General features: G+C 60.9%; 10 protein-coding genes. 4 read left to right on the top strand and 6 right to left on the bottom strand.

From position 1 onward, the window contains the following. Nucleotides 1-29: 29 nt before the first annotated feature. Both rlmF and H8B14_RS10620 read right to left on the bottom strand, forming a co-directional pair. A complete protein-coding gene (gene rlmF / locus H8B14_RS10625) occupies nt 30-953 on the bottom strand; it encodes a 23S rRNA (adenine(1618)-N(6))-methyltransferase RlmF (RefSeq protein ID WP_187315613.1) in 924 nt (307 codons plus the stop codon). Nucleotides 954-1,056: 103 nt separating this feature from the next. Next, nucleotides 1,057-3,474, bottom strand: coding sequence for an endonuclease MutS2 (locus H8B14_RS10620; protein ID WP_187315612.1), 2,418 nt, complete (start codon nt 3,472-3,474; stop codon nt 1,057-1,059). Nucleotides 3,475-3,675: 201 nt separating this feature from the next. Here H8B14_RS10620 and H8B14_RS10615 point away from each other — a divergent pair, with 201 nt between their 5' ends. Genes H8B14_RS10615 through H8B14_RS10605 form a run of 3 tightly spaced genes read left to right on the top strand, consistent with a single transcriptional unit; the run spans nt 3,676 to nt 6,929 of the window. Next, a complete protein-coding gene (locus H8B14_RS10615; RefSeq protein WP_187315611.1) occupies nt 3,676-4,665 on the top strand; it encodes a WD40/YVTN/BNR-like repeat-containing protein in 990 nt (329 codons plus the stop codon). A 2-nt stretch (nt 4,666-4,667) separates the two neighbouring features. Then, nucleotides 4,668-5,312 (top strand): hypothetical protein, encoded by a 645-nt coding sequence (locus tag H8B14_RS10610; protein WP_187315610.1) that lies wholly within the window; start codon nt 4,668-4,670, stop codon nt 5,310-5,312. A gap of 45 nt (nt 5,313-5,357) precedes the next feature. Next, entirely contained in the window at nt 5,358-6,929 is a 1,572-nt protein-coding gene (locus tag H8B14_RS10605; RefSeq protein ID WP_187315609.1) for a hypothetical protein, read from the top strand. Nucleotides 6,930-7,068: 139 nt separating this feature from the next. On the opposite strand, the gene H8B14_RS10600 is transcribed toward H8B14_RS10605, so the two are convergent. From H8B14_RS10600 to H8B14_RS10590, 3 genes are all read right to left on the bottom strand, one after another. Beyond that, complete coding sequence (locus tag H8B14_RS10600) at nt 7,069-7,806, bottom strand: hypothetical protein (protein WP_187315608.1); 738 nt, start codon at nt 7,804-7,806, stop codon at nt 7,069-7,071. Between the two features lie 18 nt (nt 7,807-7,824). Then, the gene (locus H8B14_RS10595) at nt 7,825-8,583 is read right to left on the bottom strand and encodes a TIGR02757 family protein (RefSeq protein ID WP_187315607.1); all 759 of its coding nucleotides are present in this window, start codon (nt 8,581-8,583) and stop codon (nt 7,825-7,827) included. Between the two features lie 155 nt (nt 8,584-8,738). Next, complete coding sequence (locus H8B14_RS10590; protein WP_187315606.1) at nt 8,739-9,731, bottom strand: LysM peptidoglycan-binding domain-containing protein; 993 nt, start codon at nt 9,729-9,731, stop codon at nt 8,739-8,741. A gap of 254 nt (nt 9,732-9,985) precedes the next feature. Here H8B14_RS10590 and kdsB point away from each other — a divergent pair, with 254 nt between their 5' ends. Further along, nucleotides 9,986-10,735 (top strand): 3-deoxy-manno-octulosonate cytidylyltransferase, encoded by a 750-nt coding sequence (gene kdsB / locus H8B14_RS10585; protein ID WP_187315605.1) that lies wholly within the window; start codon nt 9,986-9,988, stop codon nt 10,733-10,735. Between the two features lie 48 nt (nt 10,736-10,783). Here the strand turns inward: kdsB and H8B14_RS10580 are convergent, their stop codons facing one another. After that, complete coding sequence (locus H8B14_RS10580) at nt 10,784-11,767, bottom strand: hypothetical protein (protein ID WP_187315604.1); 984 nt, start codon at nt 11,765-11,767, stop codon at nt 10,784-10,786. Nucleotides 11,768-11,863 lie beyond the last annotated feature (96 nt).

The raw sequence follows: 11,863 nt of genomic DNA, 5'->3' as shown, positions 1-11,863 counted from the left end.
ACTGAAGCCAATATGTAGCCAATAGCACTTCATTTCCAGCGGCGCGCGGCCCAGGCTTGCTGCTGCTCGGGCGTCTGGAAGGTCCAGGCCACGAAGCGGGTGGCTTTCTGGCCGTGCGTCATGTCGATGGTTTTCACTTCCAGCGCGCCCGCCTTCTTGAGGAAGTGGTAGATACTGGGCAGGGTTTCCTTCTTGGAAATAAGCGTGCTGAACCATAGTACGCGCGGCCCCAGCGGTACGCTCTGCTCCACCAGATTGCGCACAAAGGCTTCTTCGCCGCCGGTATACCACAGCTCGGTGTTGCGGCCACCAAAGTTGAGCACCGGCTCCGGGGTGCGCGGCTGGCCCAGGTTGCGGGTTTTGCGCTGGTTGGCGGCCAGCGCCTCTTCCTCCGAAGCATGGAACGGCGGGTTGCACACCGTCAGGTCGAACTCCTCGCGGGGCTTCACAATGCCGTCGAAGATATAGTTAGCGTGGGTTTGCTGGCGCACTTCCACCCGGCCAGACAAGCCAGGGTTGGCCGCTACCAGCATCTTCACCGACTTCAGCGCCACCGTATCGATATCAGAGCCGACGAAGCGCCAGCCGTAGTCGTGAGTACCGATGATGGGATACACGCAGTTGGCCCCAATACCGATATCAAGCACGTGCACCTGTTTGCCGCGCGGCACGGTGCCGCCATTCAGGGAACCCAATAGGTCGGCGGCGTGGTGCAGGTAGTCGGCCCGGCCCGGGATGGGCGGGCACAGGTAGCCGGCCGGAATGTCCCAGAGCGCCACGCCGTAGAACTGCTTCAGCAGGGCCTGGTTGAGGGCTTTCACCGCGGCCGGGTTAGCAAAATCGATGGTTTGGTCGCCGTGGGGGCTGGCCGTGACGAATGGCGTAAGCGCCGGGCTGGCGGCAATCAGCTTCGGAAAATCGTAGCGGTCGGCGTGGGGGTTGCGGGAGTGCATGAATCGCAGATGTTGCAGAATAAAAGGATGTCACAGATTTCGTCGCGCAGTCAGTCAGAAAGAGCAATCTGCGCAATCCTTTTAATCTGCAAAATCTGCGATATTATTTGAGCACAGCCACCGTGGCGCCGTCACCGCCGCGGTCGGCGTGCTCGTCGGCTACGCTGGCCACCTGGCGGGTGCGGTGCAGGTAGTCGCGCACCACCTGGCGCAGCACGCCGTTGCCGCGCCCGTGCAGGATCTTGATTTCGGGCACGCCCAGCATCACGGCATCATCCACGTAGGCCGTGATTTTGGTGAGGGCATCCTCGGCCCGCTCGCCGCGCAAATCCAGCGTAGGGCTGAAGCTCGACATCTTGCCGGTGGTGTCGAAACCGGCGTACTGGGCCGGGGCCCGGCGCGCCGACTCTTTTTCCCGCTCCCGGATTTCGGAGCGGGTCAGCTTTTCGAGCTGGCTGATCTTGACGATGGTTTTCATGCCGCCGAAGCTCACCTCGGCGGTTTTGCCCTTCACGCTCATCAACTCGCCGTAGCCTTCCTGCCCAATCAGCGCCACTTTGTCGCCTACTTTGAGTGTGCCGGCTTCGGCCAGCTCGCGGGTAGCTTTGGCTTTGGGTGGCTCGATTTGCAGCTTCTCGCGCACGAAAGTGTCGAGCTTGCCGCGGGCTTCCTTGGTGCGGTCCTTGTCGGCTTGGCCGAGGCGGATTTCCTGAATGGTAGCCTCAATCTGCTGGTTGGTGTCGCGCAGCAGCAGCTTGGCATCTTGCTTGGCTTTGCGCAGCACTTCCAGCGTGGTGTCGTCGAGATACTTCTTGAGGTCGTGGTATTCCTGGGCGGCTTTTTTCAGGCGACGCTCGGCTTTGGCGGCTTCGGCGGTGCGGGCTTCCAAGTCCGACTTCTCCTTTTCCAGGCCTTCCAGCAGCCGGTCGTAGCGGATCTTGTCTTTGCCGACAAGCTGGGTGGCGCGCTCCACCAGCTGCTTGGGCAGGCCGATTTTGCGGGCAATTTCGATGGCAAACGACGAGCCCGGCTTGCCGATTTCGAGGCGGTAGAGCGGCTGCAGCTGCTCGGGGTCGTAGCGCATGGCCCCGTTCACGATGCCGTCGGTGCGCTCGGCGTAGTTCTTGAGGTTGGTGTAGTGCGTGGTGATGACACCGAAGCTGCGCGCCCGGTTAAGCTGCTCCAGCACCGCCTCGGCAATGGCGCCGCCCAGCGCCGGCTCGGTGCCGGTACCAAATTCGTCGATCAGCACCAAGCTGCGCTTGCCGGCCAGCGTCACGAACTGCTTCATGCTCAGCAAGTGCGACGAGTACGTACTCAAGTCGTTTTCCAGGCTCTGCTCGTCGCCGATGTCCAGGAAAATATCATCGAACATTCCGGCTTCCGAGCCTTCGCCAGCTGGAATCAACAGGCCGCACTGCAGCATGTACTGCACCAGTCCCACCGTCTTCATGCTCACCGACTTACCTCCGGCATTCGGCCCCGAAATCAGCAGAATCCGCTGTTCCGGCGTCAGCTCGATATCGAGCGGCACCACTTCGCGCGGGTCGTCTTTGGCGTGGGTCTGGAAGGTGAGGTACAGCAGCGGGTGGCGCACCTGCTTCCAGAGCATCTGGGGGCGCGGGTGCAACTCGGGCAGCATAGCTTCCAGGCGCAGCGCCAGGCGCGCCTTAGCCCGGATAAAGTCGATCAGGCCGAGGTACTGGTAGGCTTTGCGCAGGTCCGGAATGTGGGGCCGTAGCTGGTCGGTGAGGGCAGTCAGGATGCGGATCAGCTCGCGCTGATAGGCGTTTTCGAGGTCCTTGATGTCGTTATTGAGCTCGAACACCGGCTCCGGCTCGATGTACACCGTCTGGCCCGAAGCCGACTCGTCGTGAATCAACCCTTTCACGCGGCGCTTGTGTTCGGCAATGACAGGCAGCACCAGCCGCCCGCCCCGGATGGTCGGCTCGGCATCGCCGGGAACCCAGCCTTCGTTTTTGGCGTGGCGCAGGATGCCCGCAATCTGCTTGCGTAACATTACCTGGCGCGTAATCAGCTCCTGGCGCAGCTGGCGCAGCAGCGGCGAGGCATCGTCGCGCACGAGGCCTTCGTCGTCCACCACTTTGTCGAGGGCAGCCAGCAGGTTGCGGTCGACCTGCACCCCAATACCGAGCAGACGCAGCGTAGGGTACAACTCTTCGGCGGCCTGCGTGAAGAAAGTGAGGGCCTGCCGGATGGTGCGCAAGCTCATCTTCACGGCGAAGAAAGCGGCCACATCGAGGTAGGCGCCGGGCAAGCTGGCGCGCACCAGCTGCGGGTTTACGTCGTGGTAGTGCTGGCTGGGAAAGTCGGCTCCGCTATGCAGCAGGAAGCGGAACTCGTCGGTCTGGAGCAGCAGCTTCTGGAGCTGGTCGTGCTTGGTCTGGAAGCTCATCTTGGCCACAAACTGGCGGCCCAGGGCGCTCAGACACATGCCTTCCAGCATCTCACGCAACTGCGCAAAGCCTATTTTCTGCTCGAAGTTCTGAGGTAAAATCAAATCGGGGAGTCTTGGAAATCGGGATGGAGTGTAAAGGTAAACAGGATATAGGACGGGAAAGATTCAGTCCAACTGAAAGTGCCGGAAACCGGGTCGGATTCCGGTAAATAATCACGGCGGCGGCTTCAATTATCCTGTGGCCTCTTCTATATTTGACCTCTCCTTATTCTTTGTATGAATAGAATTTTATGCTGTTGCGGCATGTTAGCCGGCCTGCTGCTAACCAGCTGTGCGCCAGATATAACAATACTTGAAAAGCACGCCACCATCCGCTACCAGAATCTTGCTGTGCCGCCTGCCGTAGCGGGCGCCACGTGGCTGAGCGTTGATTTTGTTGGTTTGTCTACCGGCTTCATCGGGGGCGAGAAAGGCGCACTGCTGAGCACCACCACTGCTGGAGCCAGCTGGCAGGAGCTAACGGATACTGCTTTAGGCGACATCCTCCAATTGCATTTTTCATCGCCGAGCACTGGCCTGGCCCTGACCACTACGGGGTTGTACCGCACCACTGCTGCCGGCCGCAGCTGGACGCGGGTGAAGCACCTGCCGCTGATTACGGATGTGCAGATGCTGGATGCCTCCACGGGCTTTCTGGTGGGCGAAAAAGGTCTGCTCAGCAAAACCACCGACGGCGGCCGCACTTGGCGGGACTACGTGTTTCCGGTCTGGCCGCCGGTAAACACTGATTTTCGGGCCGTGGCCTTTGCCACCGAGCAAGTGGGCCTGGCCGTGGGTGCCAATCAGTGCTTCCGGACCCGCAACGGCGGCAGCACCTGGGAGTCAGTGGAGTGGCCCATGCCCTACCGCGTATTCGATCTGCACTTGTATCCGAACGGCACCGATTACCTGGTCAGCGGCATCGACGACCTGGGCCAGGGCAAATCGTTTCGGGCCATGACCTACGATGCCGCCACCCGGCAGTACCAGCAGGTGTCGGCGCAGGATTTGCTGAATGTGCCGGTGTATGATTTTGCGCAGTGGCAGGGCGAAGTGGTAGGCGTGGGCTGGAAAACTGTGCTGCGCAATTTCCCGGCCTATGCCGCCCAGCCCGAAGTAACGCCCTGGGTGAATCTGGCCGGCTCGACGGGCCAAAGCCTGCAGCACGTGTACCGCAGCGCCGATTTTGCCGATGCTACCACGCTTTATGCGGTGGGCGAGGCCGGCACTGTTTCCCGATTTGACTACCGCTAAGTATGGCCCGTTTCTATTCAGTAGGGCTGGCCATGGTAGCCGCCTGTCTGGGGGCCGTTGGCGCCGCCTGCGCCCAGACCAGCAACTTTTCTATGTATGTGGGGGCCGGCACGGTGCCAGTGCGGGCGTCGTACGTGGAGCTGCTGGAGCAGCCCACCGCCACCCAAGCCCGCGGCGAATACGCGCTTACCACGGTTCGGAGCCGGGCGGTGCTGGCTTCGCTGGGCCTGGCCTTTGATGCGCCGCTGTGGAAAATCAGTGCCGACCAAGCCGTTGGATTGTCGCTGAACGTGGCCGGTGGCCTGCTGGGCGCGCCCCGCGAAATCTACGGGTTCAATGGGTCGGCGTTGCTCGATTTTCCGGAATACGTAACCTGGCGCTACGGCTGCAAGGCCACCCACGAGTCGGACAGCGCCTGGGGCGTGGGTGTGGGCGCCGGCTACCGGTATGCACTCTACAGTTTGCCGTTTCGCTCGCCCAGCCTGATGCTGGAAGGCGCGCACACCTTCGGGCGCAGCAATATGTACCTGCGCCTGTCGGCTGATGTGCTGCCCAGCCGGCTGTATGCCGACTATTCCAGTGAAGGCCCGGTGGAAGCTATTGCCATCCGGCAGCAGCTCACGGCCGTCATGGGGCTGTCTTTCTGAGGCGGCCCAGCCCCAATTTTCTGTTTGAAATTCTCTCTTTCTGATATGCTCTTTTTCTTTCAACGCCAGCCCGTTACCCGGTATGGTGCAATTGCGGCCAGCAGCCTGCTGAGCGTTTTTTCGTTGTCGGCGCCGGCCCAAACCAAGCTGGCCGCCACCATCACGCTGGATAAAAAGGAAATACCGGGCGCGGCGCTGCAGCTTCAGAATGGCAACGTCGCGCTGTTCGTTTCCAAGCCCAAGGAAAGCACCGTGCGGGTGCTGCTGATCCAGCCTAACGGCCAAGTGAAATGGGAAAAGTCTGTCAGGAAGATGCAGGGTCTGCAGGTGTTGCGGGACCCGCAGCAGCCGTCGGGTCCGTTCAACCGGGCGTGGGTGGAAGAGCTGTATCCCACGCTGGAGCCGCTGGAAGTTTTTGCCCAGGGCAACACGCTCTACGCGGCCGAGGTGGTAGACAAGGACCTGGACCGCCTGGACAAGAAGGATGATATTCGCCAGCACGATATTCTGCTGCAGCGCCTGGATTCGACCGGGGCCGGGCAGCAGCTGGTATTGCCATACGCCAAGATTCCGCAGCATACCACCGTCAAGAGCGTGCTGAGCTACGTGGAAGGTAACGTGTTCTACCAGATCAGCCGCGAGCGGAACACCCGGCAGGATACCGACGAATACGTGCTCAACGCCTTCGATCTGGCCCGCAAAACCACGCAGCGCACGCCGCTCAATCTGGCCGCCCTCAGCAACAGCCGATGGGCACCAAACTTCAAGGAGTTCTGGGCGCCGCTCACGCACTACAAAGGCATCACCTACCTGTACCGCCGCTACAAGTCCAACACAGGCACCACCCCCGAGCCCATCATGCAGCAGCAGTACGAGCTGCTCGGGTTCGATAACCAGGGCCGGCAGGTGTCCCGCATGCAGCCGGGCCAGGGCCTGGGCGACTACCGGATTATGGGCAAGCTGCTGCAGCCCGCCGCCTTCTCTCTGGACCCGACCACCGACCAGCTGCTGGTGAGCGGGGCCTACCAGCAGACGGCCAAAAACCGGCTCATGCAGGACCCCGTCACTGCCGGCTTTTTCCTGGACCGCTACACCCTCACCGGCCAACTGGCGTCTCATCAGCAGGTAGCTTACGCCAACGTTTTGCCGGCGCAGCAGAAAAACCTGCTGAAGCAGCTAGGCGAAAGTGACGGCGTGCAGGTGTTTCAGGACCCGGTGAGCCGCCAGTTCGTGGCTGACGCCGTCATCAAGGATGGCCACGCGGTGCTGTACTTCAGCCCCGAGCTGGCGTTTGAGAAAGTGGTGGTGACGCCGGAAAAGGATCGGCGCAAAACCCAGCTGGCCGACGAATACGTGTACCAGCTGGCCCCGACGGTGAAGCACTTTTCCTACAATACCCAATACATCAGCACGCCGGTGATGGGCGAGATTCTGCCAGCGTACTACTTCCAAACTGGCACTCCGTTTTACAAGCAGGCTTACGCGCTGGTGCTCAAGGCTAAAGACAAGCAGCCGTACCGCCGCTACATCAGCGCGCTGGCCGGCGGCACCACGCGCCTGCTGCTGGAAGTAACCGAAAGGCAGGGCGGCACCATCAAGCTATATACGCTGCAGTAGCCGGCCGCCGCTCACACCCTGCGCAAAGCCTATTTTCTACCCGAAGTTCTGAGGTAAAATCAAATCAGGGAGTCCTGGAAATCGGAATGGATTGTGAAGGGAAACAGGATATAGGCCGGGACAGATTCGCGCAGGGTGTCTATCGTTTGGCGGCCTCTCGGTTCTTGATACGCTGGTCGATGTGCAGCAGCCAGGGAATGAGGTAGAACACCCAGCCACCAACAAAAAGGCCCAAAAGCCCGGCATCATCAGTAAGCGCAGCGGCCAACAAAGCCAGTGCAAGTGCACCTGTTATCATCCAGAAAAAGACGGTGGATATTGGTTTCTCCCAGAAGCTTTTTTCGTGGGCCATCACCTCCCGGTCGGGGTGGCGTTGTTGAGCCACAGACAACTCTGCCGGTATAGTGGGCCCTGCGGAGTCAGCAGTCGGCCGATAGTGGCGCTCCACTATCTGGTTGACGGCATGCACTAACTCCCAAAACTCAACCCTGCCAGAATCCGCCACAATTCTTTGCCGCGTTCCATCAAAAAATTTGAAACGCAGTTCATCCCAATTTCTGTTTGACTTGTGCCGATACGAGGCCACCTCAGCAAAAGCAATTACCATAAGCAGCTTGCCATTCATGAGGTGCAAATTCAGGCCGCTGGGAGTAACTGTTGCAACGGCGCGGTATACCGCCAGCCATTGCATAAAAAAAATGCCCGCCAGTGCGCCACCAGTCATGGCCACAATCAAGCCCATCTTGCCCACATTGAGGTGTGCCGCTGCGACAAAGGACAATAGCACTATTACAATTAAAGCCAGTAAGCCTACCCAATATTTAGGCAGGCTGATGAGCTTCATATCAAATGTTTGCGTGGTCATCTGCTGCTCCATTTTCAGAACGCTTTTCTTCTACATCTCCCCTTCCACACCCAGTCCGAATAGAGCAAAATCATACTTCACGGGGTCCAGCGGGTCGAAGGTGCGTAGGTGGGCGGTGAGGTCTTCGGCGGCCAGCCAGTCCAGCTGCTTGCGCTCCAGTAGGCCCAGGCGGCGCGCCACGCGCTCCACGTGCACGTCGCAGGGGCAGATGAGGTCGGCCATGGGCAGGCGGCGCCAGAGGCCGAAGTCCACGCCGTGCGCGTCGTGGCGCACCATCCAGCGCAGGTACATGTTCACGCGCTTGCAGGCCGAGCCGCGGGCCGGTGTGGCCACATGCTTGCGGGTGCGGTGGGGCGCGTCGTCGAGGCTGAAGAATAGATTATGGAAGTTTTCCAGCCGCTCTTTCTGAGTGTTACCCACCAAAAATGCCTCTTCCAGCGTATCGTGGCGGCTGTAGAACCAGTGCAGCCAGTGCACAAAGTAGAGCAGGTCGGTGTCGCAGAAGGTGCGGTGGCAGAAGCCGAGCAGACGCTTAAGGTCCTCATCCTGATGCTGCAGGATGAACTGGTGGGGCGCGTTGTCCATGCGCTGCAGCAGCTCGGTTACCTTGCTGATGATGGTGGGCCGCCGCCCCCAGGCCAGCAGCGCCGCAAACAGCCCGCTGATTTCCACGTCTGGCCGCTGCGTGAAGCGGTGCGGAATCTGGATGGGGTCGTTCTGGATGAAAGCTGGTTGGTTGTAGCGGGCGTAATTCTCTTCGAGGATAGTGCGGACCTGAGCGTGGTTCATGGAGGAGGAAGGTGTAGCACCAAAGAAGCACGTCATGCTGAGCTTGCCGAAGCATCTCTACCGCTTCGTCGTAACCATTGAGTTACCCTCGGTAGAGATGCTTCGGCAAGCTCAGCATGACGTGCTGGTATTATTCGACTGCGTTACTCTTACCCCTACGGCACGTAGCTGGTTTCCACGCGGAAGCGGGCGTCGGGCGTGGCCAGGCGCTGCACGGCGCGGGGCGAGAGGCGCACCAGGATGTTGCTGTTTTCGCCGGTATCCGGCAGCTTCCCGATAACGCGCACGTACACCGACTGCCCGTTCATGATGTTGCGCACCTGCATGATGGTGCCCACCTCGGCCGTTTTGTGCAGGGCCAAGTACTTGTCGGTGGTGCTGTTGGGGATGCTGGTAGCCAGCCCGGCCTCGGTCACGCGGCGCACAATTTCACTGGCCCGGGTGGGGGCACGCTCCTCGGGCTTCTCCTTTGGAGTGCTGGCAGGGTTAGGCGTTGAAGTAGCCGAGTCGGCGGGGCGCGGCGGGGCGGCTTCCGGGCGCTCCGGACGGGGTGCCGGCGCCGACGGTGGTGGCGTTTCGCGGACGGGTGCCGCGGCTACGGCTGGCTCGCGCGTGGCCGGAGCGGCAGGCGTTTCGCGGCGTGCGGGGGCGACAGTGCCAGCAGCAATGATGAGCGTCTGGCCCTGGCGCACGTTGTAGGTGGGCGCGAAATTGTTCAGCTCGGCCAGCGCCTGCGGCGTAGTGTTGAATTTGCGGGCAATAGCAAACAGCGTCTGGCCGGCTTCCACTTTGTACACGCGGTTGCCGCGGGCATCGGTGGGCAGGCTGCGGGCGGCGGTGCCGGCCGCGGCGGGGCGCGGGTTGTCGGAGGCGTTCATCACCGCGCGCTGGCGCGGCACCAGCACAATCTGGCCGGTGGTGAGGGCGCCTTTCTGGCCATTATTGGCTTCCACAATCTGTTCTACGGGCACCCGGTAGCGGCGGGCGAGGCCGTAGAGGGTTTCGCCGGGCGCTACACGGTGCCGGATGAGCATTTTGCCACTCCGGTATTCCACCCCAATAGAGTCGGGCAGCGCTACCAGGCCGGCGGCGGAAGCAGTGAAACCAGAAAAAACCAGCGCGGCGGACAGCAACGAGAATCGGAACATAAAAACAACAGGCAAGAACAGCTACGGCCAACAAACGGCGAAAAACCGGGGCTGTGCATAAATTCTGCCGAAAGTTAGGCATTCGGGCGCAGTAGCCGAGCCTTACGGTATCAGTGCCGCTTTTTATTGTTTGTTTTGAAGATGGAAGCGCGCAATTTCTGCTTCTGCTTGGCGCGCCGTTGCTGGCTTCCGTCTGTAGCAATACTCGTTTAAATCATTCGCGCAGCTAAAACTTTGCGCTACTCCCTCCCATTATGCTTGCCATCGGTATCATTCCCGCCCGCTTCGCCTCCACCCGCCTGCCCGGCAAGCCCCTCGTGGACCTCGGCGGCCACTCCATGATTGAGCGGGTAGTGCGCCAGGCCCAACAATCCAACCTCAGCCGGGTGGTAGTGGCCACCGACGACCAGCGCATTCTGGCGCACGTGCACAGCTTCGGCGGCGAGGCCGTGTTGACCAACCCCGACCACCCCAGTGGCACCGACCGGGTGCGCGACGCCTACGAGCAGCTAGGTGTACAGGCCGACTGCATCATCAACATTCAGGGCGACGAGCCCTTTATCCACCCCAGCCAGATTGACGCGCTAGTGCAGCTGTTTGCGGTGCCCGAGCCGCCGCAGCTGGCCACGCTGGTGAAGCCGGTAATCAGCAAGGAGGAATTGTTCAGCCCGCACTTGCCCAAAGTGGTGCTGAACGCCCAGGGCGAGGCTCTATATTTCAGCCGCCACCCCCTGCCCTACCAGCGTCAGCACGCGCCGGCCGAGTGGCTGCAGCACCACGGCTACCTGCGCCACATCGGTCTCTACGCCTACCGCCCCGATGTACTGCACAGCATTACCCAGCTCCCACCCTCGCCACTGGAGCTGGCCGAGAGCCTGGAGCAGCTGCGCTGGCTGGAAGCCGGCTACCGCATCCAAACGGCCGAAACCACGCTGGAAACTATCGGCATCGACACGCCGGAAGACGTAGAGCGGGCGTTGCGGTATCTGGCGAGCAGGAACTGATTTCCTGAGTTAATCTACCTGCTGCTTCCAATTCCCTGGGCGGCTGGGCTAAGACGAGGATGGCGCCAGCCGAATGGCTTTGGCAAGGCGCATGAACTGCTCCAGCCGCACTTCGGGCTGTTCATAGGCGCGGCCGTCGAATACGATTATCCCGCTGGGGGTGCTCAGCAGCAGCACTAGGGCCCGGCCTTCCTTGCCCGCGTAGTTGAAGGTTATCACGTTTTCGTAGGCGTAGTGGCCGTTGATGGTGCCGTTGATTTCCTGCACGTTATCCACGCTAGCCACCGTACGGTATTCCCGGATGATGGACAGGGCTATGTCCTGAATTGTTGTGCGCTCGGCAACGGGCGGCAGCGTTGTTACCCGAAACAGCGTGGCGTGCGCCGTGTCGCCTTCAGCCCCGATGCGGCCCTGGGGCGCATAGACCGTCCAGCGCCCGAGCTGCGGGCTTAGCTGCCGGAAGTCAGTATCCAACATGTTGGCTTGGAAGCCTAGCGCCTCCTGTTGCTGCACTTTCACGGCGGGGTCGTAGTGCGCCGTGAGCAGTATCTGCTGGCAATCTGCGGCTGCACCGGGCAACATTTTCGGATACACCCCGACCAGCAGCGTCACGCGGCTACTGTCGCCGAAAGCCAGCAAAGCGGCCGTCAGACCGGGCCCGCGGCGGTAAGGCTGCGTCAGGAACACGGCTGGAAGGCCGTTGTAGGTGAGGCGGCGCAAAGCCGTGGCCGGAATATCGGGCTGGCCGGCCAGTTCTTTCTGCAGCTGCGTCAGATACGCGGCAAAATTCACCCCAGGCATTTCTACCACCTGCACAAACTGCAGCGGATTGAGGCGTAGCAGTTGCTCCTGAGGATTGAACTTGTACTCGGCGGGAGTGGCCAGCAGCATGTGAGTACCTGGTACGCGCCGGTGCTGCGGCGTGGCTTTGGTAGTAACAGTAGCCGGAATTTCTTCGGGGGTGAAGCGGCAGCTGCCGCACAACAGCAGCAGCGCCCACAGCAGGGATGCTACAACGCGCCTAGCGTTCATAATAAGCACTAACTAATAGGTTGGCCGGAGTTCCGGAATTGCAGTAAAGCTACGCTTTCTGACTTCATACAACAACGGAAAAGTGCTGCTTTTTCG

The sequence above is a fragment of the Hymenobacter puniceus genome (genome assembly GCF_014333525.1).
Classification (GTDB): domain Bacteria; phylum Bacteroidota; class Bacteroidia; order Cytophagales; family Hymenobacteraceae; genus Hymenobacter.
This window is presented reverse-complemented; position numbering and strand designations above follow the sequence as displayed.